This window comes from Paenibacillus sp. AK002, from assembly GCF_053903045.1.
In genome coordinates, this window is record NZ_CP096377.1 from 4,351,861 (window position 1) to 4,378,670 (window position 26,810).

Below are 26,810 nucleotides of genomic sequence, written 5' to 3' on the forward strand. Positions count from 1 at the left end.
TACGGGAAGGGGCCCTTTTTTTGTTAAGAGATAAGAAGGTATAAACTTCAGAGGCTTACCCGCCTTATCTCGCAAGAATAACTTCCGCTATATGCGGTCTGTCTTCTGAGAAAGTACGTCGATAGACTTTTTTCTTATAGCACTTGTCCTATCCTATTCTCTTGCATCACGAGACATGTATGTTTCTCGGAATTATTCCAGTACAAGCAGTCGATCATCCTGATCGGACGGCACGCCCCGGCCATCGGTATTGTTGGTAATGACATAGGTTCTGCCGTTATGGACCTTAACGTCTCTTAATCGGCCCTCGCCTTCCAGTACGGTCTCGAGCGTGGCTTTCTCCCGCTGGAACCGGTACAGCTTCTGTCCCCGAAGGGTCGCCACGTACAAGCGATCCTGTTCGTCAAAAGCGATGCCGGAAGGAGCAATTGCCGTTTCGCCGCTATGGTACAGCGGGAGTTCCATGCCTTCCAACGCATCATCGCCATAAATTTCGGGCCAGCCGTAGTTGCTGCCGGCCGTGATTTCATTAATTTCATCGTGTCCGCCCGGCGTGCCGGAAGGCCCGTGCTCCGAGCTGTAAAAGTCCCCATCTGAATTCCAGGCCAAGCCCTGTGAATTCCGATGCCCTAACGTATAGACGTAAGAACCTGCCGTCGGATTGTCCGCCGGGACTTTCCCGTTCAACGTTAATCGCAATATTTTGCCTGCCAGGTTCTCCTGATTTTGCGCAAGCTCGCCCTCGCCCGAATCTCCCGTCGTAACATAGAGCATCGCATCGGGACCGATCGCGATTCTGCCGCCATTATGCACGTTGGAGCCTGGAATGGACTCAAGGAAGACTTGGGACTCCGTCCATTGGTTTCCCTTCAACTCCAGCAGAACCAGCCGGTTCAAGAGTGTTCCACCCTGATCATAGGTGTGATAGGCGAAGGCTTTTCCGGAATCCCGAAAATCAGGCGCCAACGCGAAGCCCAAAAACCCCCCTTCTCCTTGATGGGAAACCGGCTTCTCGGTATGTACCGATTGTCTGTTCAATGTGCCGTCCTTGATCTGAACGATATTCCCTTCCCGCTCGCTGATATAAATCGTCTCGCCGTCAAAATCGATGGACCAAGGCGTTCTCAATTGCTCCGCAAGCACCTGATAGGAAGAATCAGGAGCTGCCTCCCCCCGCTCCTCCTGCGCTCCTTCTTCAGCCGAAGGGGACGACTGGCTTGTGCATGCAGCAAGAAACAGCAGCGCCGCTGTAAACATCACGCCGAACATCTTTTGTTTCAAATCCTGCACCTCCCGGGTTTATTCAGGGCTCCGGTGCATCATCTGGATGTCCTGCCCTATGCCCTGCAAAGAACTCATCACGATATCCTCATCGCTAAAGGATTCGATCCGGCTGCCCGCAACATAACGGGTTTCGTGCCCTCGTCCGGTTATAATGATCCTGTCCTCGTCACCGGCCATTTCCACTGCGCGTTGAATCGCTTCTTTACGGTCTAAGACAACCTCCCAGTTCCCCGATTCGCGGGAAGTTAAGCCGCCCAGCATCTCGGCCATGATCTGCTCCGGATCCTCCGAGAACGGATTGTCGGCCGTGAACAATACATAATCCGAATACGAGGCTGCAATATCGGCCATGATCGGCCTTTTCGACCGGTCCCGCTCGCCCCGGCAGCCCATCACGCATATCATTTTGCCTGAAGTAATGGCCTTGGCGGATTGCAAGGTTGCCTTAAGACCGTCCGGATTATGCGCGTAATCGACGACCACGCCAAAACGGCGTCCTGTTTGTATTTCTTGAAACCGGCCATGAACCCCTGCAAATTGCTCCAAACTTCCGCGGATTTCTTCCAGCGGTATCCCTTCCAGCAGACAGGTCGTCATGGCGGCCAGCGCGTTGTATATATTATGTGCTCCATGCACCTTCTTCAGATTAACGTCGCTGCTTCCCCAAGGCGTTTCTGCATGAAAGACGCAGCCTTCCCTTGAGTGATGAATTTGCGTTGCCCGGACGTCCGCCTGATTCTGAATGCCATAGGTTATGATTTGTGCGGATGTCCGTTTTGCGTAATAAGAGGATGCGGCATCGTCTGCGTTCAAGACGGCCTTCTTCTGCATGTCACGGTTACTGTTACCTAGTTGGGCGAACAGCAGCTCCTTCGTATTGCGATAGCTCTCCATAGTCTGATGGAAGTCCAGATGATCATGCGATAAATTCGTGAAGACGACCGTCTGAAAATCGCATCCGCGCACCCTTCCCATATCCAATCCGTGCGAAGATACCTCCAGAACACCGTATTCACCCCCATGCGAGATGATCGTATGAAAATAACGCATGAGCTGGATCGTATCCGGCGTCGTATTCAGCGTCTTCTCCACATGATTTCCGATTTTCATATACAAGGTGCCGATGATCCCTGTTTTGCGGCGGGCGTCGTTAAGTATTTGATCTACCATATGAGTCGTCGTTGTTTTGCCGTTCGTCCCGGTAATTCCAATCAATTTCAATTGCCTCGTAGGATCGCCAAAAAAAGCGTTTGCGAGAATCGGCAGGATTCTTCTTGTATCCGGCACCGTTATATGCGTAACGTTTCCTGGCAGTCCCGAAAGCTCCCGCTCGGCCACGATGGCAACAGCCCCATTCCGTATCGCCTGTTCGGCATAATCATGGCCGTCCACGTGAAATCCCGGTACGCAGACGAACACGCCGCCCGGCCGGATTTCTCTTGAATCTGTTTCCAGGTTCGTGATATCCGCGGAAGTACTGCCCGTAATCTTTTTTAATATCAGCCGATCCGTCAGTGATTGTAGAATCATGTCTGGTTCCTCATCTCGTGATGTAATCATATACCCAGGGTCAGGTGGCAGCGTGATGTATAAGATGTAGAATTTACGACTATGTATCGTTTTAACCAGCATTTCTAATTAACCTAACCAAGCAAGGGCCTTCTGAAACTGAAAAAGCCGGATTCCTTAATGATAAACACCTCGCTGCATTCTACTCTGATATCCGCATGTTTCTTCAATAGAAAAGCGAACTATCGACGGATAGCTCGCTTTTCATTCCTATCTAATTGAGGCCATGATGACGTGCCTAACGGGCATCAGTCTCCAGCTACAGTCCGATTTCTTTGGAGGAGTTCACTGCATGCCCTTGGAAAAGGATCTTCAATAATGGCGGTGCGATTAATGTCGTCAAAATAACCACCATGACCACGGATGTGAAATATTCGGGCAACAGAAGTCCTGCTTGCAAGCCTGTGGACGCTATGATTAATGCAACCTCCCCCCTGGACACCATGCCAGCTCCGACCGCGAATGAGGATAAGTTGCTAAAACCCGTGATTCTTGCTCCAATAGCGCCACCCAGCAGCTTGGTCAGAACAGCGGCTATGGTCAATACAACGATGAAGCCGATTTGTTGAGGTACTCCTTGAAAGGATACATGAAGCCCGATGCTCGCAAAAAAAACGGGAACAAAAATCGAGTACGCAATGGGCTCAACCTTCTGTTCAACCGTGTGCTTTAAGCCTGTTTGCGAGATTGCGATCCCAGCGGCAAACGCGCCGATTATACCGGCCATTCCCAACCAATCGGCGAAATAAGAAAATCCAAAACACACTACAAGAGCCATGGATATCACAGGCTCAGTTACCTTCAGACCGGAGAGCTTGTTCATCACGCGAGGTACGATAAACCAGCCCGCCATAACGACACCGATAAAAAATAGAACTTTCTTTCCTATAAGAAGGCCCAAGGATACCTCCTGGCCGCTGCCCAGGAAACTCATCATGAAAGCGAGCAGAATGACAACTAAAATATCATCGACTACCGCTGCTCCAAGAATCGTCGTGCCTTCTCTTGAACCCAGGCGATCCATATCTTTTAACACCTGAACGGAGATGCTTACGGAAGTTGCGCTGAACAATATGCCCATAAACAAAGCATAGTTAACGGAAAAACCAAACAACTCCGCTACGCCATACCCCCCGATAAAAGGAAGAATGATTCCCCCGACCGCAACAGCCACTGCCGACTTCCAGTTATTCTTCAACTGTTCCAGATCCGTTTCCAATCCGGCAATGAACATTAACAACAGAACACCGATTTCGGAGATGTAATGTACAAATTCATTATGATCAATCCATCCAAGCACAGCTGGCCCCAACACAATGCCGACCATAAGTTTTCCTAGCACAGCCGGCTGTCCGATTCTTGCAGACATGTGACCTGCGATTTTGGTACAGATGATGATTAATGCCAAATACCAAACAAATTGCATCCGATCGACTCCTCATTGATGGCGTTATTTGAACGCGTTCCTAGATAATATAAACCGCCCTAAACCTCAGGTCAATATAGCTTTCAGACCCACAGAAAGGGCTTTCTAACACCTTGAAACGTGTTCGATCATCCCTGGGGACATTCTTTTCCAGAAACCTATTAAAACGAAAAATAGACGCCTATTTAAACACTTATGTTTTAACCCCTCTTCGATCGGGATTTAATTCCATTCATAGTCATTGGATTGCCAGCTTCCGCCAACCCGTACGCACCATATAAACACCAAACAAAGTGGTGACTGGATTCGCTAACCATGTTACGCTTAAAGTAAGCGGTTGCATAAAAGGAGCATGACGATGTATGCAGCCTGTTCTATAAAGGACGCGGACAAAGGATCCGATCCGATGATCCATAACTGCCTGAAAGGGGAACTTTCGATGGGACCGTTCACCGACGTTTTGCTTCGCGATAAAGTCGTTTTGATTACGGGAGGAGCCACGGGCCTGGGGCGTGCCATGGGTGAGAAATTCGCGCTGCTGGGCGCCAAGCTCGCCATATGCGGACGCCGGGAAGAAGTGCTGCAGCAGACCGCTAAGGAATTAAAGCAGAAGGGCTGCGAGGTATGGTACAAAAGCTGCGATGTTCGCGACCCTGCGCAAATCTCGGCTCTTGTTGAAGCGGCAGAGCAGCATTACGGAGGCATTGATGTGCTTGTCAACAATGCGGCCGGGAACTTTATCAGCCCCACGGAGCGCCTTTCTCCTCGGGCTGTGGATGCCGTGCTCAATATCGTGCTGCACGGCACCTTCTATGCCACCCTGGAGGTCGGCAAACGCTGGATTGAACAAGGCAAAGGCGGGACGATGCTCAACATTGTCACCACGTACGCTTCAACAGGCTCAGGGTACGTTGTCCCGTCCGCGGCTGCCAAAGCAGGCGTTCTTGCGCTGACGCGTTCCTTGGCCGTGGAATGGGCCCCGTACGGCATACGCCAGGTAGCCATCGCCCCGGGTCCGTTCCCAACCGAAGGCGCCTGGTCAAGATTATCCCCTACGCCGGAACTGGAACGGAAAATGATCGACCGCATCCCTCTCAAGCGCGTTGGCGATCCAGAAGAATTGGCTAATCTCGCCGCCTATCTGATTTCCGATTATGCCGGCTATATTAATGGCGACGTGATCACCATCGACGGCGGCGAATGGCTGCAGGGGGCAGGACAGTTCAACGACCTGGCCGAAGTGACTCATGAGCAGTGGGATCGGCTGGCCGAGCTGACGCGCAAAGGCAAATAGTGTATACGCAAGAAAAGCAGCTATCCATCTACTTTCACCGAAGACGGAAACGGAAGAAGGAATAGGTGTGAATCGAGTTTTCAGTTTCTCTGAAAACGTATGTATTTCTATAATCTAAATGAGCCCCAAGCCGGGAGCAGTCCGTTGGATGCTCGCGGCTTGGGGCTCATCTTGCGTTTAAGAATAAATATTATGCTTCGTAGGAATCTACCAGCAAGGCGTATACGATGCCGGGTCCGTGAACGCCAATCGTCAGATCGTTCTCGATATCGGCGGAACGGCTCGGACCCGATATGAAGTGGATTCCTGCTGGCAGCTGCTCACGTCCGGCCTGATCGAACTGAACGAGAATCTCGCCTAATCGGGTAACCATTCTGTCAATTGGAATAATAGCCATCAGCACGGTCGGCAGCAGGCTGACCGAACGGCCCTTATGCGGGGCAGACTTCACCGTAATCGAACCGGTGTAAGCCGCAGCGTAATCGGCCATGACAACGCCGAAGTCGGCTCTGGCAGCGACTGCCTTCCAGTCGGTGTCAGCCGCTTCGTTCCAGGAGAGAACCAGCGCATCCGGCAGACTCTCTTCCAGACCCAGTCGATCCAGCGCGTCCTCCTGCTGACGAAGAATCGTAGCTGCGCTCATCTCCATCGCTTTATCCCTGATAAACCGGGTGACCTCATCGCGATGGCTCAGTCTGACCACATGGCCTCCGGCTGCTTCAAAGTTCGCGGTAAACTGCGTAATTTTCTCCTCGAGCGGCCAATTAAATTCTTTCCAGAAATCCGGGGCACCGCGGAAAAGGTGCTCCGGAGCGGAGCGAATACGATCTCTACCCAGCTTCGCGGCGATCCCATCCATGAACAACTCCTGCTTCCTGCGGGATTGTTCTTCTAAACGGGTTAACCAGCCGCGATCGGTTTCGTTAGTCATGCGCGTTCTCCCCCTTTCCGGATTTCTGCTGGCGAAGCCGCTCGCTCAACCGATCGGCGATTACAGGATCCATGGTCCCCGAGGTTCTGCGAATATCCTGCTCCATTTCGGGCCATCGATCACGGAAGGAATGTTTGGGGAGGCTTGGGGTCACCCTGTACGAATTCCATCCCTTCAAAGGACCGATTCTCGTTCGGATCTCGCCGCCCCGCACGACCAGCTTCTGGCCCCATTTTCCGAGGGATACCACGCTGCGGTAACGCTTGGCATTACCCATGACCGCCGAGAAGCCTTTCATCCCCATCGCTTCCAGCTTATCGCCGCGTCCGGCTTCAATCTTCCGACGGCGCAAGGATACCAGCATGTCATGCAGCGGGATCTTGACCGGGCATGCTTCATAACAGGCGCCGCACAGGCTGGATGCGTTGGCGATATCGTCCCATTCCGCGACGTTCTTGTTCAAGGCCGGCGTTAATACGGCACCGATTGGGCCGCTATACGTGCCTCCATAGGCGTGCCCGCCAATATGGCGATATACCGGACAAGCATTCAGGCAGGCGCCACATCGTATGCAATTGAGCAGCTCCTGGAATTCCGGATCGCCGAGCTGGAGAGAGCGCCCGTTATCAATTATGATAATATGCATTTCGTCTGGTCCATCGGCATCCAGCTCTCTCTTCGGCCCGCTGATGCCGGACATGTATACCGTCAGTTTCTGGCCGGTCGCGGACCGCGGCAGCAAGGTTGCCATTACCTCGAGGTCAGACCATGAGGGAATAATCCGCTCCATGCCCATTAGGGTGATCTGCGTCTTCGGCACGGTCGTCACCATCCGGGCATTGCCTTCATTCTCGAACAGGACCATCGACCCCGTCTCCGCGATAGCAAAATTACAGCCCGTCATGCCAATGTCCGCTTCGAGAAATTTCTCGCGCAGCTTCATGCGGACGAAACCCGCCATAATCGCAGTATCCGGCGGCAGCGCTTCGCCCGCCTCCGCGGACAGCAGCTCTGCGATCTGATAACGGTTCTTATGGATGGCGGGAATAATAATATGGGAAGGCGTTTCATCCGCAAGCTGAATGATGTACTCGCCGAGATCCGTTTCCACGGCCTCCACCCCGATGGAATCCAGTGCCTTGTTCAGGTGCAGCTCCTCGGACACCATCGATTTCGATTTGACGACGGATTTGGCCGACTTATGCTCCGCTATCTGCAGGGAGATCGCAACCGCTTCTTCTGCCGTCTCCGCAAAATGGACATGTGCTCCGTTCGCCCTGGCCTGCTCGGCAAACTCATTCAAATAATAATCCAAATGCGCAATGGTATGGAGCCGGATTTGGCGCCCCCGTTCCCTCCACGCATCCCAGTTGCCATGCTCCTCCGACGCCAGCTTTTTGCCAAGCCGCAGCCGTTCTGTCGTAAACTTCACCGCATTGCGCAGAAAATCGTTGTTCAGAGCGTAACCTGCGCGCTCCTTCACCGTCTTCGCTTTCGTCTCAGCTGTGCTCATGCACGCTCACCCCCTCGTACAAAAGCTCGGCCAAATGCTTGACCTGAACCTTCTCGCCCCGGTGACGCAGATTGCCGGCAATGTTCATAAGGCAGGCCATGTCAAGTCCGACCAGCACGGACGCCTCGGTTTCCAGCACATGATCGCTTTTCTCCGTTACCATCGCGCCCGAAATATCCGCCATTTTCACGGCAAACGTTCCCCCGAACCCGCAGCAATCCTCGGCAAACGGCAAGGGGACGAGCTCCAGCCCTTTGACGTGACTCAGCAGTTTCATCGGTTCGTCCTTCACCCCGAGCAGGCGGCTGCCGTGGCAGGAAGGATGATAAGTTACCTTGTGCGGATAGACGGCGCCAACATCGGCCACGCCCAGCACGTCGACGAGGAATTGCGTAAACTCATAGCATTTGGATTGAAGCGCTTTCGCTTTATCCAGGTAAACGGGATCGTCCTTGAACAGATCCGGGTAATGATGAATCATATACGTGCAGGACCCCGAAGGGGACACTACAAAGTCGCTGTCGTCAAAAGCGTCCAAAATCGTCCTGGCGCTAATGCGCGCCTCTTCCCAATAACCGCTGTTGTAGGCAGGTTGGCCGCAGCAGGTCTGGATTTCCGGGAATTCCAGCTGCACGCCGTACCTTGCCAGCAGTCTTGCCATCGATTCAGCTACCCGCGGGAACAAGGCATCGCTGAGACAAGTGACAAACAATGAAATCTTCAAACCTTTTCACCCCGCTAATCGTCAGGATAGGCCGATGAGTCGGCCTCTAGCAAGAACCCCCCGGAACGGGGGGATTCCATGTTGATATGATCTAGCAGCTTGCTCTATACGGATTCGATTCGAAGACCCAGCGCCCGATAAGGCGCCGCTTCCTCTTCCGTCAATCTCCGGTCGGTGATGATCAGGTTCACTTCGGCGAGGTCGGCGACCTGCGCAAAAGCCTGCGTGCCGAATTTGCTGGCATCGGCAAGCAGAATGGTCTCATCCGTCATCCCGATCATTTTTTGCTTGATTCTCGCCTGCAGCTCATTGGATTCGCTCAAGCCCCTGTCCATGTGGACGCCCTTGCAGGAGAGGAAGGCTTTATCCACGTAGTAAGCTTCCAGCGAACGCTCCGCCAGCGGACCGACGAAGGACAAGGAGCGATGAGCCAAAATACCGCCCGTTGAGATGACCTGAACGCGCTCCTTGGTGCTCAGCTCAGCGGCCACCTTAATCGAATTCGTCAGCACGGTAATCGGAATGTCCGGTATGATCTTGGCCATGTACCATGCGGTTGAGCTTGCATCCAGCAGGATGCGGTCGTTCGGATGGATTCGCTTGACCGCTTCCTCCGCGATTCGCTGCTTCTCCAGCGCATGCATGATTTCCCGTTCAGCATACGGTATTTCCGGCTGAGACCGCTGAATTTCCGGTTGATCCTTCACGCTAACCGCTCCACCGTGGGAACGGCGCAGGCGCCCTGCTTGCTCCAGCCTGTCAAGGTCGCGGCGAATCGTTTCCTCCGTTACGCCGCAGAGCTGACTCAGCTCGGAGACGCGGATGCTCCCTCTTTCGTTGACCAACTGTACTATTTTCTCATATCGTTCTGCAACCAGCATCATACCGCCCATCCTTACTGTTCGTATATTCTATCTCTTCCCGGTCCGAAGACCGAACACCCCGTAAGCTTCCTCCCATAAGGGAGCATCCTGCGGCTCGTAGGTCTTGACCGGGAAGGATTCCCTAATGACTGCGCGCGCTTCCCATATATCGGACAGCTCGCCCTGCGCAATGAACTGTACGGCCATATTGCCGATGGCACTGCCTTCCGCAGGACCCGCCCAGACGGGTTTCCCAATGGCGTTCGCCGTCCACTGGCATAATGTTTCATTATGAATGCCACCGCCTACCATATGCAAGCCCTGAAATTTCCGTCCGGACAATTCCTCGGTCAGCTCCAGCACATATCGGTATTGCATGGCCAAGCTTTCCATAATGCAGCGCACAAGCGCGCCCTCGTTCTGCGGAACGCCCTGGTTCGTTCGGGCCGCATATTCCCTTACCCGTTTCGGCATGTCTCCCGCAGGGAGAAACATGGAATCGTCCGGATCGATGAAGCAAGCAAATGCCGGCGCCGATTCCGCCATATGAACCAATTCGGGATACGAATACGACATCCCTTCCCGTCCCCAGGTCCGCTGACATTCCTGCAGGATCCACAGCCCCATGATGTTCTTGAGCAGCCGGTACGTGCCGTATGCGCCTCCTTCATTCGTGAAGTTCAGCTGACGGGCCCGTTCATGAATGACCGGCTGGTCGACCTCGGTCCCCATCAACGACCAGGTGCCGCAGCTCAAATAGGCGAACGACCGCTCCAAAGCAGGAACCGCAACTACGGCGGAAGCCGTATCATGCTCCGCAACCGCATAAAGCGGGATGGATGGAACCCCCAGCTCCTCGGTTACGGCAGGCCTTAACCCTCCGATATGGGTACCGGGTTGAACCACTGGATGAAATAACCCATGAGGGATCTTCAATGATTTTAATATATGATCATCCCAGCTGGCCGAGTGCGGGTTATACAGCTGCGTCGTGGTCGCATTCGTGAATTCGTTCGCCATTTCGCCCGTCAAGAAATAGCGCAGCAAATCGGGGATCATTAAGAATCGCTCAGCCTCTTGAAGCAGATAGGGTTTCTTCCGTTGGAGCGAAGCAAGCTGGTACATCGTATTGAACGAGAGAAATTGAATTCCCGTCCGATCAAAAATTTCTCCAGGCGTCAGCTCCCGGAAGACCTGTTCCATCACGCCATCCGTGTGCGTGTCCCGATAATGATACGGATTCATGAGCAGCTCCCCGCTCCGATCCAGGAGACCGAAATCCACCGCCCAGGTATCAATGCCGATGCTCGACGGCAGGCGATGTTTCCCCTTCAGCTTGAGCAATCCCTGTTTCATCTCATGGTAGATCCGTAAGATATCCCATTGAAAGCGGTCGCCGATTCGAACGGGATCGTTCGGGAATCGGTGAATTTCCGTCACGCCGATGGTGCGGCTGTTCAGCTGGCCCAGCATCGCCCGGCCGCTGCTTGCTCCCAAATCAAATGCAAGAACGCTCAACGCTCCCCAGCCTCCTTGTCAGATCATAATCAACGGTTCGGGCATGAACCCGATGACTATTCCATCTCTTCTCATGCCTGCGAACGCTTCAGCAATACGTCCTGTTCGTACTGTTTCACTTCGGACAGCCACTCTTCTCTGACCGGCACCCCCAAACGTTCGCAGTAGTAATCCCACACCGCTCCAAACGGATAGGATTTAAACTCTTCGGTCAACGCCAGGCGGGTCGTGTAATCGCCTTCAAGCTCAGCCTGCTTCAACCGATCGACCGGTTCAAGCTTGGCACGCAGCAGCGCCTTGATCGTATTGCGGGTTCCGATAACCCACGCGGCGATGCGGTTAATGCTGGCATCGAAGAAGTCCAGTCCGATATGGGTGACATCCAGCAAATTGTTGCGAACCAGTTCGCGTCCGATCTCGGTCAGCTCATCGTCCATGATGACGACATGGTCGCTGTCCCAGCGCATCGGCCGGCTGACGTGAAGGAGAAGTCCATCGGTGAAAAGGGCGAGCGACGACAGTTTGCCGGCAATGCTCTCGGTTGGATGAAAATGACCCGCATCCAGGCAGATCAGCTTGTTGTTCCGAATGCCATACCCCATGTAGAACTCGTGCGAGCCCACAACGTAGGCTTCGGAGCCGAGCCCGAACAGCTTGCTCTCGACGGCATCCAAATTCCATTGCGGATTGATCTCCTCGGCAAAAATCTCGTCCAGCGAATCCTTCAGCCGCTGCCTCGGTGCCATTCGGTCTACCGGCATATCCTTGTAACCATCAGGGACCCAAATATTCGTCACGCAGGTCTGACCCAGCTGTTCTCCGAAATATGCCCCGATTCTTCGCGAAGCCTTGCAATGATCAACCCAAAATTGACGGATCGCCGGGTCGGCATGACTCAGCGTAAACCCGTCCTTCGACTTGTCATGGGAGAAGCAGGTAGGATTAAAATCGAGTCCGATCCCCTGCTCCTTGGCCCAATCCACCCAGGACTGGAAGTGCCTCGGCTCCAGCTGATCCAAATCAACGGACTCGTCGGTATCCGCATAAATCGCGTGGAGATTCACTTTGTGGGATCCGGGAATGAGCGACAACGCTTTTTCCAGGTCGGCCCTCAGCTGGTCCGGCGTTTCGGCTGCCCCGGGATATTCCCCGGTCACGGAAATGCCGCCGGACAGGTCCTGATCACGGAACAGGAATCCGCGAACATCATCTCCCTGCCAGCAATGGATGGAGATTTTGATGCGCTCAAGTTCCGTCAAGATTTGGTCCACATCGATGCCATGCTGCCCATAAAGCTGTTTAGCTTCCTCAAAGTTCCTTGCAACATCCTGCCTCATCGCATATCCTCCCATATGAATGAGGACAGCCGGGTTGCATCAACCCAGCGCCCCATCTTAATAAGAAATCTTGATTCCTTGCATTAGGTCTATTACTCATTCATTCGACTAACGAGTAAACGCTGCCGGCACTCCACCGTCAATCGTGAGCATGCAGCCGGTCGTCTTCGATGATTTGGACGAAGCAAAGTAAGCAATGCCTTCGGCAATGTCCTGCGGGTAGATGTTCACGAGCAGTGTCGTGCGTTTCCGATAGTGCTCTTCCAGCTGATCCGGTTCGATCCCGTAGGCTGCAGCCCGCTCGTTTCTCCAGTTCGAGTTCCAGATCGCAGAGCCTTGCAATATCGCGTCAGGCAGGATCGTATTCACTCGGATGCCGTATTCCCCGCCCTCAGCAGCGATGCAGCGGGCCAAATGCGCCTCGAGCGCTTTCGCGGAGCTGTATGCGGTCACATTTTTACCGGCATAAACGGAGTTCTTCGATCCGATAAACACCATGCTCCCGCCAATCCCCTGTACCTTCATCAAGGAGAAGGCTTCTCTGGCCACGAGGAAATAACCTGTGCCCAGCACGTTCATGTTCAGGTTCCATTCCTTTAGAGACGTCTCGTCAAACGGGCTGGACGTTGCAAGGCCCGCATTGTTCACGATAATATCGACACCGCCATAAGTTACGGAGGTTTCGCGATAGGCGCGCTGCACGGCCTCTTCGTCGGTTACGTCCATTTTAACAGCAAATGCCCGATTCTCCCCGTACTTTGCATTGATTTCCTCGGCAACCTGCTGCGCGCCTTCGAGATTTAAGTCCGCCAGCACGACATGGGCTCCTTCGGCTACCAGCCTGCGCGCCGCGGCACTGCCGATCCCCCCGGCTCCCCCGGTGATAAAAGCAATCTGCCGCGAAAACTCCGCTTCGGCCGGTGCCAGGCTCAATTTATACAGCTCCAGCGGCCAATACTCCACGTTGTAGGATTCGTTCTCGCTCAGGGATACGAAGTCGCCGAGCGCCGTTGCGCCGCGCATGACCGCGATTGCCCGATGATACAAGGCGCCGCTGACTTGCGACATCGCCCAGCTCTTGCCGGTGTTGATCATTCCGATTCCAGGAATCAGGATGACGCGCGGAGCCGCTTCGAACATGACGTCGCCTTCATGATGGTTGCGTTCAAAATAGGCTTGATACTGCGCTTTGTATGCCGCAATACCCTCGATGAGCTTCGCCTTAAGGCCTTCGATATCTTCAGCGTTCGGCGTCCAATCGATGAAGAGGGGAACAACCTTGGTATGAACCAGATGATCCGGACAAGCGGCGCCTACTTGGGACAGCTTCGGCGAATCGATGCCGCCGACGAAGTCCAGCACATCATCTTGATCATCGAAGGACAGGATCATTTTCTTCGCGTCGCTAACGGCTCCGCGTACGGCAGGCATCACTTCCGCAGCGATGCTCCGGCGGATTTCCGCGGCCAGCGGCGCATGCTTCCGGCCGCCGAACAGTCTGTCGTTGTTCACTCGGGCTTCAATGAACGCCTCCGCTTCACTTATGATGCGAATCGTCTGTGCGTAACAAGCTTCCGAGGTGTCGCCCCAGGTTACAAGGCCGTGCTTCTCCATGAGCACAAGCTCGGCGTTCGGATTAGCCAGCACCCCTTCCGCGATCATCTTCGACAGCGTAAAGCCAGGGCGGACATATGGAACCCACACAAATCGATCGCCGAAAATTTCCCGGGCTAATTCTTTGCCGTTATGGGCGCAGCACAAGCTGATAATGGCATCCGGATGCGTATGATCCACATGCCGAAACGGCAAGAACGCGTGCAGCAGCGTTTCAATGGATGCTCGCGGGTGCTTCGCATCTACCATGCAATGACCCAGGTATGCCACCATTTCCTCATCCGACATCGAATCTCGTTCGAACAGCGGCCGGATATCCTCCATGCGCAAGCCTGTGAAATTGCCCGCTTTCATGGTGGCCAGATCGGATCCGCTGCCTTTCACGTACATTACCTCGACGTCGTTGCCGCGAAAATCCTGAATCGTTGTTTTACTGGATGTGTTGCCGCCGCCCCAGTTGCATACGCGCCGGTCGGCACCAATCAAATTCGAGCGATAGACAAGCTCATCCAATGTATTTTGTGCCTGCTGTGCCTTTGATTGTTCCCATAAGCTCTGAACCATGAAGCTTCCCCTCCGATTGACCATATGAATTTGCTTTCATTTGTTTCCCATATTAACACGCCCGTTTATTTTTGAATAGTATATTTTCAAAAATAAACAAAGATATTGTATTTGTTTGTTTGGTTTTAAATGCAAATCCTGTACAAACAAAAAAGCAGCTCTTGTCAGAGCTGCTTTACGAACCGAGCTGCTATATATGATTTATGAATGGTCAGAGCCGGAACCCGCGGCTGCCATTTGATCTGCTTTTGCAATTCCTTCCAGCAATGCATCACGGAATGCAATTTCCTCCTCGTTGACGTAGCCCGTGAATACGATTTCCGAGATGTCTTTGTGGTTGAAAAAGATGTTGGAATCGGCGGTCAGATTTCCGTGAGGATAGAAGCAGGCAACATAATCCCAACGCTTTAGCGTCTTGGAGTCGTTCTGCATTCGGCCATAGATCATCAGCGTCTGGTCCCAATCCTTGAACTTGACTACAGATCCGATTGGCAGCAGCTTCTGTTCCGTTTGCTCATGCTGTTCCATGTTGATCAACCCTTCATTATTTTTTTACCGATCCAATAGACAATCGACACTACGAGCGGTACTCCAATGAGAAAGGATAGGCAGATGACGGCTTTTTCCGCTGCCGCGTAACTCGTGTCCAGCAGATTGGGAATCACCGTGCCCAGAACGCCGACGATAGCAATAATCACCATTATGTATTTGAACCGTTTTTGTCTGTCGCTCATCGGCCGTGCGCCCCCTTCTATTTTACCGTGATCGCTCCGCCGACTCCGACGAGGCTTGCTCCCGGTCCCAACGGGATGTGGAACTTCAAACCGCTCTTGCCCACCTCCGCGGATGCGCCGAGCACGCCCAGTGAAGCGGAACCTCCGATGTGCAGCTCTTTATCCGTCCAAGGAAGCGGAATATTCACGCCGCCCTCATATTTGTTTAATGTAGCCTCAGCTCCGACGCTAAGCGTACCGTCCTTGACTGCCGCCTCGACTTCGGCCTTCACCAGGCTAACCGATCCTTCGACATGATCATTCGCATAGCCTGCTTCAACAACAGCCCCGCTGGCATGCGCTCCTTCGGATAAGCTTGCTCCTGCGCTGCCTGTTATTGCTTTGGCATAAAGTCCATTCTCTTCGTGCTTGATTACGCTGCCTTCCACTTCTACTCCTTTGAGCGCTGCGTCCAGCGGGTTGCTTGAGGATTTAGCGGCCACGCCGGAAGTCTTGGATGGAGCGCCTGCCGCCGCAGCGACTCCCGCCCCGGTTGCCGCCCCGGCCATAATGCCCGCGCCTGCTAAGGCTCCTCCAGCTGCAGCACCGTTCACCATTTCATCCGTGGAACGGAATTTGACGGATATTTGCTTCAGCTCGGCGGATATCGTTTGCAAGCACTCCACGAACTTGAGCATGGTCGTCCTGGCATGCTGATAATCCCCGTAAAACCGCTCGCGGGTCATCCCTTCCCACTGACCTTCCATTTCGTGAATGCTTCGCTGGAGCCGCTGCACCATATCGCCGCTAAGTTGCCCTGATTGGGCAAATTGCGAGGATACCTGCTCCAGCCGCTCGGGTGTAACTAATATTCGATTGGACATAAATACGGACGCCCCTTCTGTCTCGCCGCCCTGCTTCTTCAGGCAGTCTAGCAACAAATTTCAATTCCATAAACTATTTAACCGATCTACCAAGCGAATAACCACATTTTTCAATTTTAGTAGGTATACAGGAAAGGGACAATCAAGCGAAGGATTCATTTTCATCAGGTCCCGATCTAGTAAAAAAGCACTGGCCTCCTCATCCCCCATGCGGATGAACAGACATCTCATCCCCGGCTTAAGCCCAGCCATGAAATCATTCCGGGGTACGGTGCCCATTACATCCCCAGCCCGTTAAAGCAGCTCCCGTTCTCTTGTACATTAGAAACAATTCATCTTTCCGAAAGAGGGTATTCATTATGAACCAACTTGCACGCGAAGCGGCCAGCGGGGCATACCGGCTGTATAAACAGGAGACATGGCTCATGCTGACGGGTCTGCTCGGCTTTTTGCTGGCCGGAATTTGCGGGGTATGGGTATTGCTCCATGGCGGACCCGTCTCGCCGGACGGAGATGTCTCCAAAGCCTTTTCCTTCAACGCGGCCCTGGGAATATTCATCCTATCCACCGCAAGCATTCTACCGGTTTCCGGCATGCGGCCGCGAAGCCAATCGATCTACCGCTGCTGTTATATTCCCCTTGTGTTGTTCTCCTACTTCGCCGAGACCGTACAACATTTCCGCGGCGTTGATCCGAGGTTCGTTCAGAACGGTTCATCCTTCGATCATGTCATCTCCACGATTTTTCCTGCCGTTGCGCTTCTGCTCATCGTGTTCTACCTGATCCTGGGGGCTCAATATTTCCGCAAGCGTGTAATAGAGGCCCATCCGGAGCTTGGTCTCGGCATCCGTTATGCCATGATCTCGGTGCTGGTATCTTTTGCGGCAGGCATCTGGATTTCCATCAACGCGGGTCGTTTCACCGGGATCGACGGCAATATCATTTGGCTGCACGGACTTGGGTTTCATGCACTGCAAGCCATTCCTTTGGTGGCCTGGCTGTCCATGAGAAAATCCGTCAATGCTGCCGTCAAACCGATAATCATCCATATCAGCGGTCTCGCCTATTTATTCGGACTGATCGCCATTGGATGGCAGACGCTTCTCGGTTACTCCTTGGCGGAATGGTCCTTGCTCCCGATTCTGGCCGGCAGCTGTTTTCTCGTTGCCTTCACGCCTGTGATATGGCTGATCAGTCAATCCGATGCATCCGCCGAACCTTTCAACCGTACCCAATCCACGCGAAATTTATAAATTGGACATAGAAAAAGAGACAGTATGGGGAACCTTCCCCGACTGTCTCATCGATAACTGCTGGCCTTGATCCATTGATCCATATCCTGATGTGGGTTTAGATAAATAAAAACGGAATGAGGAACAACAAGGCAATGGCTTCCCAAGCAAGCACATTGCCTGCGAAACCGTAGCCTCCATATGGTCCAAAACCGCCGTAGCCGTACGGTCCAAAAGCGGACGTTTGTGCACCGCCTTTGGTCGACTTCGAAGATTTTCTGCCCTTTTTCCCTTTGGCGGACAATATATATGCGGATGGGTTCGCAAATTCGAGTTCAAGACCCCGATCATGTACACCGCGAATCGTCCCCACGACTTCTCTTCCATCATGCATGACAGCGCAAACGGTTTTGCCGACGTAACCTTTGCATCCTTCTGCCGAAATTGGTATTGGCTGCAATCCTTCTCCCCCTCCCAAGCGTTTGTGTATTATATTCCTCCTGGGGAGAAGGCGGCAGAGATAGAAGTCCACGCAACCAAAATTCCGCCATTAACCTTACTTAATCGCTAGCCTTGCGGTAAGCTCTGGCCATGATATCTTCGTCGATCGCGCCTTGAAACCTTTCGGATACGATGCCGCCAGGCGAAATGACGTAGGTGGTCGGATAAGCCACCACCTCGTACCGCCCGGTGTTCTCACCATGCTGGTCGTACAGGATGGGAAAGGTGATGCCGTTCTTCTCAACAAAAGACTGTACTTCGCTCTTGCTTTTTTCCAGATGGGTCATATTGACGGCCAGTATGATAACGTCGTCATCCTGATGTTTCTCGTAAAAATCCTGCATATAAGGCATTTCGACCTTGCAAGGCGGACACCAGGAAGCCCAAAAATTAAGGAGTACGGTTTGCCCGCGGTAATCGGATAGCTTGATCTCCCTGCCTTCTGAATCGGTCAGCGTGAAATCCGGCGCGCGAAGCCCAGGTTTCAAACCTTCCACTGCGATTTCCTGGCTCCCCTCTTGGTGGGACGGTGCGGCTGCTTCCTGCTCGCTGGCCGTGTCCGAAGCGAAATCATAGATGACCCAGGCGAAGAGAGCCGCCATCACAACAAGGACTGCCCTGTTTTTTCCTAATCCCAGCGTAAGGAATTGAGACAGCGGCGCCTTGAAGCGAAGCCAGGTGACCGTCAGTAAGACGCCGAACAGCAGAACATAGAATAAAGAAGTCGTTGCTCGCGCGCCGTCCGCCCATAGCCAATGAAACAGGTACCCTGCCGTTCCGCTTGCAAAGGCCGATAACAGCGCCGATTTCAGCAGCAGTCCCGGTTCTTCCCTTTTCCTGTTCCAACGAAGTACAGCATAGACGATAGCAAGAATAACCCCGAGCCATAAGCCTCTGACTCCCCCCGTCATGTAGATCAGCGAGGTCGGATGCTGGAGGGTGCGGATCGGATCAAATACCAGCATCCCGAATTTCCATGAGAGAAATCCTATGATGATGACGGATAAATAGGTGTCCAGGATCCATTCCCGCTGCTTCGTGTGACGCAAACGAAGGCGAAGTGCGACGAAACCGGCCGCCGCGCAGATCAGAAATATGACAATATCGGCTCGAATCATCAACGGGCCTATCGGAATAATACTCAAATGCGAACCTCCTATAGTGCGGCAAAATGCAAAAACGATTTACCCGCCGGGGTATATCTCCATCATAGTGGATTCTCTCATTAATGTAAAACCAAGCGAAGACCTTTAGGAGGATGATCGTATTTGGTCAAGGGAGCTCCAAAGCAATGCCAATTCGGTGTGTCTTTTTCCCCCAATGACAATCTCTTTTTGCTTCAGCTCTTGAGCTCCCATATATCGATAAAATTGCTCGGCTTTATTGCCTACCAGCACCCAAACCGACAACGAACGATATCCTCTCGTTTGCAGAAATTCCTTCAACCTGGCAAATAGCCGTTTTCCCCATCCCTGCCCTTGAATTTCTTCCAAGAGATAGATTGCGTAGAGTTCTCCTTCATGGGAGATCTTCTGCTCTCGCTCCGTCCCGTACGACATAAACCCGTAAACCTCGCCATGTTCGTCTGAAATAACCAGTAGCTGTTCGTCTTCGGGCATATTGGCAAGCTTCCTGCGCCAGCCTTCTACGCGGTCCGCAATGGAAAGCTTCTGCAGAAAGTCATCATCGACGATCCCCCTGTACGTCGTTCTCCAGCTGTTTACATGTACGCTAGCAATGCCTTCGGCATCATGCTCATTTGCAATTCGAATCTGCATGGTCTTACACTTCCTCCTGTTCCTCTCTTGATCTCTTGGTATTCGCGGAGAGGCTCGAAGATCCTCTTTTTATCATTGTTTGCTTCATCCCTTATGACGCTAAGCCCACCACTAGCATAAATAAAATTATCAGGATTTCGCGATGACCCTAAGGCTGCCCGTGAAAGGAGGGCTTGTTCATGAATAAAGCAATGATACGGCTTGAAGATATCGGACCTGGCGGATGGTACGGGACGGAAGAACAACAAGCGAAGCTGCTTGTCATCGCAAGATTCCTGCACCAGCTGCAAATCCCCTTTCATCTGGCCGTTATTCCCCGATATGTTGATCCGGCGCAACATACGGACCGTTCGATAACGGACCTGCAGGATGATGCTTCCCTTCGGTTTGTTCGGCTGCTCCGCACGATGGCAGCGCTCGACGCCTCGCTTGGCATTCACGGCTATACGCATCAGTACGGGGGATCGGCAAGCGGCGACGGATTCGAATTCGCATATTCGGAATGCACCGCCGATTGTCCGCCGGAAGATCCCCCTGAGGCTGTGACTTCGCTCCTGCAGCTGCAGCAATCCTATGCCTATCGGCGGGTTCAGCTGGGGCATCAAGCGTTCCAAACGGCGGGCTTTACCGCCGCCTGGTTCGAGACGCCGCATTATGCCGCATCGCCTGTTCAGCGGCAGATCATCGAGATCTGCAACGGGGTCCTGTACGAATCTCCGCCGGACGAACCGAATGCGAAGACAGCCGTGCTCCGGCACAACCCGGACGATCCGTCGACGAACGGAACGATCTATGTACCCACGCCGCTTTATTATGTTTCAGGCGATAACATCGAAGCCGAAGTTGCTCGCATGGAACGGACTTTAAAAGATTTCACGGGTGAACGCGAACTGGCCTCGTTCTTTTACCACCCTTATCTTGAATTTCCTTATATCCGATTCCTTGATGACGGTACCGTGCATTATGACGAAGATTCGCCGCTCAGACGGATCCTTCGGTTCTTCGAGAGGGAGCGTAAATCGTTTGTATCCTTAACCTCCATTCTCCCCTTCATACCGGATTTCAGGGAGACCCGGCTGTCGGACAGGTTGAGCATGAAGCGTCCCAAGTTTCTGCACGCCAAAAGAAACAAGCTCCCAAACCGCTGGATCATTCGGGACGAGGCCAGCAACATTTGGTACGCCATGGATCTTGCGATCCGATCTCCCCTCCGAATCCATAACGGCATACATTCGATACGTCCGTTATTGGCCGATTGGCCGCCAACCCTTAGCGGTACCGCGATGACAGGCGATTTCGACGGGGACGGCTTCATCGATACGGCTGTATGGCATGCAGAGCTTGGGATATGCCATGTTGCCTTGGGCGCCGGCAGCAGCCGTATGGCACCTGACGGGATTTGGCTGTCCGCTCCCGGAGCCCTGAATTGGAAATCCTTAACGGGAGATTTTGACGGGGACGGCAGAGATGATTTATTTCTATGGGATGACGCCACCGGTAAAGCCGCCATCGCCTACAGTTCCGGGGAGGGCTTTTCTCCTCCCCTTATTCAACATGAGGTTTCCGTACAGAGCAATGATATGATACCGTGCATCGGAGATGTAAATGGCGATGGCCTGGATGATCTGGTGGTGTGGAACTCCGCCTCCGGAGCATGTCAGGTCTGGCTAAGCAGCGGTACACGGCTTCGGCATGCCGGCGTTTGGTATTCCGCCAAGGATCCCTTGGGTTCGCCACTGTCCGTGGTGTTAGGGGATGTCGATGGAGACGGGCTAGAAGATTTGGTTCTCGTTCAACCTGCTTCAGGGAAATGGTTCATCCTGTACAGCTCGGGAACAGCCTTCGGGCGGCAGGAGGAATGTTATGGGCCATGGGCTGCCGGAGAACAGACGACGCCTTTTCTTGCTGATCTATCAGGCAACAGCCGCGTCAGTCTGCTGGCATGGTCCCCGAATCGGCACGGCGGAACCCTGGACGCCGCCATCAATTCGAGGGACCGGACAATGGGATAAGTACATGTTATACTTCTATTCAAACCTATGCGGTTTGTTCTGTTAAGTTATATTTCAATCCTTATTCCTATGTTTGGAGGAAAAAATCATGGCACCACCCAATACGGCCGGTTCAGCGGCACCGATCAAAATCGTGAAACCGAAGCTCCCCAAGCAGCTTGAGCCTGTGATCCTGTCCGATGCCGGCATTGACGACGAATCCTCGTTCGTTCAATCCGCTTGTCAGGACGAGACGCTTGTCTATGTTACGGCCAACAAGGTTCAGTTCGACCAAATGATCTTTGATAACGTAACGTTCCAACACGTCACGCTCCATCATGCCGAGCTGACAGACCTCGTGTTCAACCACTGCGACTTGTCCAATGTTGATCTCAGCGAGGCCATCATGTATCGGGTACAATTTAATCATTGCAAAATATTGGGGCTCGACCTGACGGCCGCCACCATCCGTAATGTCGTATTCGATCATTGTACGGGCGACTATGCCACGTTCCGGTTTGCCAACATGAAACAGGTATCCTTCCAATCGACATCGCTCGTCAAATCGGATTTTTATCATTCCGAGTTAAGCAAGGTAGAGTTGTTGGACTGCCAGATCGATCAATCGCAGTTCTCCGGCACGAAGCTTGCGGGAATCGATCTAAGCCGAACGGACTTCCATCATATCGGCGCGACCCTGGAAGATCTTCAAGGTTGCATTATTTCGCCGCATCAAGCCATCCCGCTAACCAAAATATTCGGGCTTGTCGTAAAAGAATAACCTCTTGTCGCTCCATTCCAGTTCGGAATAGACAGGTTAGCCAGGTGCGATATAGAGTTCCCGACACAGTGTAAAGCGGCTTACCCCGGGTCCAGTTGACCTTTGGGGTAAGCCGCTATGAACATGTAACGCAATATTATTGATCCAGGGTATACTTCGGCAAATCAAGCGGAAGCGGTGCCGGAATGCCGCAGGTGCTGGACATCTCATACCGTTTGCCGTCATCGGAAGCATCATGGAACCCCCACATGGCTTCAAGCACATGATAGGCAAGCTCGCCGCTCGCCCGATGAGCTCTTCCGCTCCGAATGGCATAAGCCATATCGGCGGGACCGATGCCTCTGGTATTCTCGTTGTATCCAGGCAGCAGCGGTTCTTCCGTCCACTCGGTTTCGCCGGTCAATCGGTATTTTACCGGCCCGCCGAAGGTGTTGGGATCCGGAACGAGAAGCGTACCCTTGGTGCCGTAAATTTCAATATTAGGAAGCGTGCTGCCTCCAAAAACATCGAAACTCGTAATCAGCGTGCCGATGGCTCCATTCTGAAAATCGATAAGTCCGGCTACATGCGTAGGAATGTCTACCTTAATCTTCTGCCCTTGCTTCTTCTCGCTGGTAATGGTCCGCTCCGCGAGCGCAGCGCCGGTCATTCCGCTAATGCCACGGATCGGTCCCAGCAATTGGACCAGTGCCGTCAGGTAGTAAGGCCCCATGTCAAACATTGGCCCGCCGCCGGCGGCATAATAAAATTCCGGATCCGGATGCCAATGCTCATGTCCGCGGCTCATCATGAATGCGGTTGCTGCGATCGGCTTGCCGATACGTCCATCCTCAATCAGCTTCAGGGCCGTTTGGATACCGGCTCCAAGGAATGTCTCGGGCGCGCATCCTACCAGCAGCCCTTTGGCTGCTGCCATGTCCAACACCGCTCTGCCCTCTTCCCGGGTTACGCCCAGCGGCTTCTCGACGTACACATGCTTGCCGGCTTCCAATGCATCCAGCATAATTTGCGCATGAAGGGCAGGAATCGTCAGATTAATGACCAGCTCAATTTCCGGGTCCGCGAGCAGCTCCTCGGTGGTATAAACATTCGGGATATTATATTTGACGGCCTGTTCCTCGGCACGGGCTCGATCGATATCCGCACAGGCCGTCAGCTCCAGGATGTCGAACTTGTGGCAGTTTTCCATATAAATGCCGCTGATTTTACCGCAGCCGATAATGCCTACCTTTACCTTCTTCATGATCCCAGTCTCCTTCTGCCTTTATTGGCTGTCTCCCATGCCTGTGTAGCCCTGACCTTCGGTAAAGAAACTCATGTCCGAGCCGGCATACAATGACTTGCCCTCGGCGGCCCACAGCAGTCCTCTCCGCATCATTTCCTTCACCTGCGGCATGTCGACGATATCTGCATGATGACCCAGCGAATTGTAATAGACCCGTCCGTATCCCCAGCGCTTCGTCCACGCCACCGGCATGTCAACCGCTTTGTTCAGCAGATGCGGTCCTGCCGCAACCGGAAAACGGGTGGTGGCCAGCACTTCGACGGCCGGATCCACATGCAGATAATACTGCTCGGATGCCACGGTGAAATCCTGCAGCCCTTCCACAAGCGGACTAGAGCTGGATTTGATCTCGACCCGGTACTCCACTCCGTCGTTCCCCGGATGCGCAACCCAGTTTCCACCCGTCATGAACTGCCAATCCACATTATTGCGGAAAGAATCGCACATCCCGCCATGACAGCCGGCCAAGCCGGTTCCCTTCTGCACCGCAAGCGATACGTTCTCCACTTGCTTCTTCGATATTTCGCCCATCGTCCATACCGGCACGATCAGATCCAAAGCCTGCAGCTTCTCCGCATCGTTAAATGCATCCAGCGTGTCGGATACTTCCACTTCATACTGCTCGCCCCGAAGCAATTCCGCGAAAATGCCGGCAACCTGCTCCGGCTCGTGTCCGTCCCAGCCGCCCCATACGATTAAAGCCTTTTTCATGCGTAGCACTCCTTTTTTATGTGTCCGGCCAAGCCCTGGCCGAATGACTATGATTACATTTCAGACAGCTGCACCCAGCGGCGTTCTTCAATCGATTTATCCACGGCTTCCAGGACGGCTTGGCATTTTACGCCGTCCGCGAAATTAGGCACGGGCTGCCGTCCTTCCGAAATCGCGTTCGACAGCTCCAGGATTTCATGCGTAAAGGTGTGTTCGAAACCGATCGTATGCCCCGGCGGCCACCATGCTTCCATATAATCGTGTACGGGATCGGTAGCCAGTACCCGGCGGAAGCCCTGAACGTCCTCATCGTCGGTCGTGAAGTAAACCTCCAGTTCGTTCATTCGTTCAAAATCAAATTTCACGCTGCCCAAGCTGCCGTTGATCTCGAAGGAATTGGTGCTGCGATGTCCCGCGGCAAACCGCGTGGCCTCGAAGCTGCCCAGCGCCCCATTCTGGAAGCGGGTCATGAATAACGTAGCGTCGTCTACCGTAACTTGGCCCATGGGGCCGCCTTCGCTTCCTTTTGCGCTTAATCCGGTCATCTCGCTGGCAATGGGACGCTCCTTGATGAAGGTCTCGCTCATCCCGATTACTTCCTGCATATCCCCGACCAGATAATGCGCGAGGTCGATCAGGTGAGCGCCCAGATCCCCGTGCGAGCCGGAGCCGGCCACTTCCTTCTGTAACCGCCATACCAGCGGGAACTGCGGGTCCATGATCCAGTCCTGCAGAAACCAGGCACGGAAGTGATAGATCTGGCCCAATCTGCCGCTGTCAATCAATTTCTTGGCCAGTCTTACGGCCGGAGAAAATCTGTAGTTAAATCCGACCATATGGGTAACTCCCGCATCTTCCGCAGCCTGCAGCATCTCTCTGGCGTCGGCCAAGGTCAGCGCAAGCGGCTTCTCACAAAAAATATGCTTGCCGGCCTTCGCCGCGGCCATGGCAATTTCCTTATGGGCGTCGCTTGGAGCATTGATATCGATCAGATCGATATCCTCCCGATTCACGAGCTGTTTCCAATCGGTAACGCTTTCACGCCAGCCCAGCTGATCCGCCGCTTCCTGCACGGCCGACGCATTGCGGCCGCAGATTGCCACCATTTCAGGCTTCAGCGCCTTCGGAAAAAACATCGGAAGGCTTCGATATGAGTTGCTGTGGGCTTTGCCCATGAATTTATATCCGATCATGCCGACACGTAATTGTTTCATCTTTCATTCCTCCTTGAATAAGGGTTCATTGATTTCGATGAAGCGAAGATGCGCGGACCACTAGGCGAGTAGGCAGCTGCCGATGCAGCGCGGCGTTCGATCCGCTGCCGTCCGGCGAATCGGAGTCGTCCAGCAGGCGGAGCACATGCTCCGCGGCAAGACACCCCAGTTCATAGAAAGGAACTCTTACGCTGGTAAGCGACGGGGTGCAGAGCTCTGCAGCCTCCGAGTCGTCATAACCGACAAAGGCAGGCATTCGATCTTCTGCAATACCTAACGCGCGCAGGCCCTGCTGCAATCCGATCGCCATGCGGTCATTGGCCGCAAACACCGCTTCGATCCGGTCCAGCTTCCCGGCGATTAGCTCGGCTGCGGCATACCCGCTCTTGCGGCTGAAGTTGCCCTCGAACAGCAAGGATTCATCCGGCTTGATTCCCGCTTCGTTCAGTGCCCGGGTGTACCCCTTCAGCCGGTCGCGACTGTTGGAATACTGGGGCGGGCCATTAAGAAAAGCAATCTGCCGGAACCCCTGCCCGATCAAGTGATGAACGGCTTGATAGCTGCCTTCAACATGATCCGCATCCATGACATGAAACGCCTCGCCGTCAAAGTATTGATTAATAAGGCAATAAGGGCGGTCCGCTTCACTCAGCTGTTGGATGGCTGCGCGCTCGCCTTCATCGTCCCGGGCGCCGAGAATGATGCAGGCATCCACCTTCTGGGTACGAAACAGGTTCAAGTAATCCATCGAACCGCCGGGTTCACGGAACAGCATCAACAGGTCATGCTTGCTCTCCAGCGCCTTACTGCCGATACCGCTTAGGATCTCCGAAAAATAATAGGCGGAGAATATGCGAGCTTTCGGCAGGTAAGGCATAACCACACCAAGATTACCGCTCCTGCGCCGCGCAAAACTTCGGGCTAGCGCGCTTGGGGTATATCCAAGCCGATCCGCCGCTTCCAGCACGCGCTGCTTGGTCTCCTCCTTGATCGGCCCGACCCCGTTCAGGACGCGGGATACCGTTGCTTCCGAAACGCCGGCCAGCTGTGCTACCTCTTTACGACTAGCGATAATCATCAAAC

Annotated in this window: 24 protein-coding genes; 4 read left to right on the forward strand and 20 right to left on the reverse strand. The window is 53.5% G+C overall.

Features of this window, described 5'->3' with window-relative positions; all coding sequences use genetic code 11:
• Positions 1-192: 192 nt before the first annotated feature.
• The 3 genes from M1D70_RS19180 to M1D70_RS19190 form a co-directional block, all read right to left on the reverse strand.
• The gene (locus M1D70_RS19180) at positions 193-1,290 is read right to left on the reverse strand and encodes a PQQ-dependent sugar dehydrogenase (protein WP_456287686.1); all 1,098 of its coding nucleotides are present in this window, start codon (positions 1,288-1,290) and stop codon (positions 193-195) included.
• Positions 1,291-1,299: 9 nt separating this feature from the next.
• Positions 1,300-2,814 carry a UDP-N-acetylmuramoyl-L-alanyl-D-glutamate--2,6-diaminopimelate ligase gene (locus M1D70_RS19185; RefSeq protein WP_456287687.1) on the reverse strand — a complete coding sequence of 505 codons (1,515 nt, stop codon included), beginning with the start codon at positions 2,812-2,814 and terminating at the stop codon, positions 1,300-1,302.
• Positions 2,815-3,112: 298 nt separating this feature from the next.
• A complete protein-coding gene (locus M1D70_RS19190) occupies positions 3,113-4,279 on the reverse strand; it encodes a cation:proton antiporter (RefSeq protein ID WP_456287688.1) in 1,167 nt (388 codons plus the stop codon).
• Between the two features lie 439 nt (positions 4,280-4,718).
• Between M1D70_RS19190 and M1D70_RS19195 the strand changes: the two genes are divergently transcribed.
• Positions 4,719-5,573: an SDR family oxidoreductase gene (locus M1D70_RS19195; RefSeq protein WP_456287689.1), complete on the forward strand. Its 855-nt coding sequence runs from the start codon at positions 4,719-4,721 to the stop codon at positions 5,571-5,573.
• Between the two features lie 190 nt (positions 5,574-5,763).
• On the opposite strand, the gene M1D70_RS19200 is transcribed toward M1D70_RS19195, so the two are convergent.
• From M1D70_RS19200 to M1D70_RS19245, 10 genes are all read right to left on the reverse strand, one after another.
• Positions 5,764-6,504, reverse strand: a complete 741-nt coding sequence (locus tag M1D70_RS19200; protein ID WP_456287690.1) for a LutC/YkgG family protein — start codon at positions 6,502-6,504, stop codon at positions 5,764-5,766.
• Positions 6,497-8,017 carry a LutB/LldF family L-lactate oxidation iron-sulfur protein gene (locus tag M1D70_RS19205; protein WP_456287691.1) on the reverse strand — a complete coding sequence of 507 codons (1,521 nt, stop codon included), beginning with the start codon at positions 8,015-8,017 and terminating at the stop codon, positions 6,497-6,499. The genes M1D70_RS19200 and M1D70_RS19205 overlap by 8 nt, the downstream gene beginning before the upstream one ends.
• The gene (locus tag M1D70_RS19210; RefSeq protein WP_009592078.1) at positions 8,004-8,741 is read right to left on the reverse strand and encodes a (Fe-S)-binding protein; all 738 of its coding nucleotides are present in this window, start codon (positions 8,739-8,741) and stop codon (positions 8,004-8,006) included. The genes M1D70_RS19205 and M1D70_RS19210 overlap by 14 nt, the downstream gene beginning before the upstream one ends.
• 104 nt (positions 8,742-8,845) lie before the next feature.
• Positions 8,846-9,622, reverse strand: coding sequence for a DeoR/GlpR family DNA-binding transcription regulator (locus M1D70_RS19215; RefSeq protein WP_096774604.1), 777 nt, complete (start codon positions 9,620-9,622; stop codon positions 8,846-8,848).
• 30 nt (positions 9,623-9,652) lie between these two features.
• Positions 9,653-11,122: a rhamnulokinase gene (locus M1D70_RS19220; protein WP_009593130.1), complete on the reverse strand. Its 1,470-nt coding sequence runs from the start codon at positions 11,120-11,122 to the stop codon at positions 9,653-9,655.
• 71 nt (positions 11,123-11,193) lie between these two features.
• Entirely contained in the window at positions 11,194-12,459 is a 1,266-nt protein-coding gene (gene rhaA / locus M1D70_RS19225; protein WP_009593108.1) for an L-rhamnose isomerase, read from the reverse strand.
• A gap of 108 nt (positions 12,460-12,567) precedes the next feature.
• Positions 12,568-14,637 carry a bifunctional rhamnulose-1-phosphate aldolase/short-chain dehydrogenase gene (locus tag M1D70_RS19230; protein ID WP_009593137.1) on the reverse strand — a complete coding sequence of 690 codons (2,070 nt, stop codon included), beginning with the start codon at positions 14,635-14,637 and terminating at the stop codon, positions 12,568-12,570.
• A 201-nt stretch (positions 14,638-14,838) separates the two neighbouring features.
• Entirely contained in the window at positions 14,839-15,165 is a 327-nt protein-coding gene (locus tag M1D70_RS19235) for a DUF4176 domain-containing protein (RefSeq protein ID WP_009593138.1), read from the reverse strand.
• A gap of 5 nt (positions 15,166-15,170) precedes the next feature.
• Complete coding sequence (locus M1D70_RS19240; protein WP_009593141.1) at positions 15,171-15,371, reverse strand: hypothetical protein; 201 nt, start codon at positions 15,369-15,371, stop codon at positions 15,171-15,173.
• A gap of 17 nt (positions 15,372-15,388) precedes the next feature.
• Entirely contained in the window at positions 15,389-16,234 is an 846-nt protein-coding gene (locus M1D70_RS19245; RefSeq protein WP_456287692.1) for a WXG100 family type VII secretion target, read from the reverse strand.
• 359 nt (positions 16,235-16,593) lie between these two features.
• Here M1D70_RS19245 and M1D70_RS19250 point away from each other — a divergent pair, with 359 nt between their 5' ends.
• Positions 16,594-17,487: a hypothetical protein gene (locus M1D70_RS19250; protein WP_009593148.1), complete on the forward strand. Its 894-nt coding sequence runs from the start codon at positions 16,594-16,596 to the stop codon at positions 17,485-17,487.
• Positions 17,488-17,584: 97 nt separating this feature from the next.
• Here the strand turns inward: M1D70_RS19250 and M1D70_RS19255 are convergent, their stop codons facing one another.
• The 3 genes from M1D70_RS19255 to M1D70_RS19265 form a co-directional block, all read right to left on the reverse strand.
• Positions 17,585-17,926 (reverse strand): hypothetical protein, encoded by a 342-nt coding sequence (locus M1D70_RS19255; protein ID WP_009593131.1) that lies wholly within the window; start codon positions 17,924-17,926, stop codon positions 17,585-17,587.
• A 100-nt stretch (positions 17,927-18,026) separates the two neighbouring features.
• Positions 18,027-19,112, reverse strand: coding sequence for a redoxin domain-containing protein (locus M1D70_RS19260; protein ID WP_456287693.1), 1,086 nt, complete (start codon positions 19,110-19,112; stop codon positions 18,027-18,029).
• 105 nt (positions 19,113-19,217) lie between these two features.
• Positions 19,218-19,745, reverse strand: coding sequence for a GNAT family N-acetyltransferase (locus M1D70_RS19265; RefSeq protein ID WP_009593119.1), 528 nt, complete (start codon positions 19,743-19,745; stop codon positions 19,218-19,220).
• Between the two features lie 179 nt (positions 19,746-19,924).
• On the opposite strand from M1D70_RS19265, the gene M1D70_RS19270 reads away from it, so the two are divergent.
• The gene (locus M1D70_RS19270) at positions 19,925-21,757 is read left to right on the forward strand and encodes a DUF2334 domain-containing protein (RefSeq protein WP_456287694.1); all 1,833 of its coding nucleotides are present in this window, start codon (positions 19,925-19,927) and stop codon (positions 21,755-21,757) included.
• A gap of 88 nt (positions 21,758-21,845) precedes the next feature.
• The gene (locus M1D70_RS19275; RefSeq protein ID WP_009593135.1) at positions 21,846-22,517 is read left to right on the forward strand and encodes a pentapeptide repeat-containing protein; all 672 of its coding nucleotides are present in this window, start codon (positions 21,846-21,848) and stop codon (positions 22,515-22,517) included.
• 136 nt (positions 22,518-22,653) lie between these two features.
• Here the strand turns inward: M1D70_RS19275 and M1D70_RS19280 are convergent, their stop codons facing one another.
• From M1D70_RS19280 to M1D70_RS19295, 4 genes are read right to left on the reverse strand one after another with little or no spacing between them, the layout of a single operon-like run.
• Positions 22,654-23,760: a Gfo/Idh/MocA family protein gene (locus M1D70_RS19280; protein WP_009593140.1), complete on the reverse strand. Its 1,107-nt coding sequence runs from the start codon at positions 23,758-23,760 to the stop codon at positions 22,654-22,656.
• Between the two features lie 21 nt (positions 23,761-23,781).
• The gene (locus M1D70_RS19285) at positions 23,782-24,513 is read right to left on the reverse strand and encodes a ThuA domain-containing protein (RefSeq protein WP_009593144.1); all 732 of its coding nucleotides are present in this window, start codon (positions 24,511-24,513) and stop codon (positions 23,782-23,784) included.
• Positions 24,514-24,566: 53 nt separating this feature from the next.
• Positions 24,567-25,727 (reverse strand): Gfo/Idh/MocA family protein, encoded by a 1,161-nt coding sequence (locus tag M1D70_RS19290; protein WP_456287695.1) that lies wholly within the window; start codon positions 25,725-25,727, stop codon positions 24,567-24,569.
• 25 nt (positions 25,728-25,752) lie between these two features.
• Positions 25,753-26,805, reverse strand: a complete 1,053-nt coding sequence (locus M1D70_RS19295; RefSeq protein WP_009593142.1) for a LacI family DNA-binding transcriptional regulator — start codon at positions 26,803-26,805, stop codon at positions 25,753-25,755.
• Positions 26,806-26,810 lie beyond the last annotated feature (5 nt).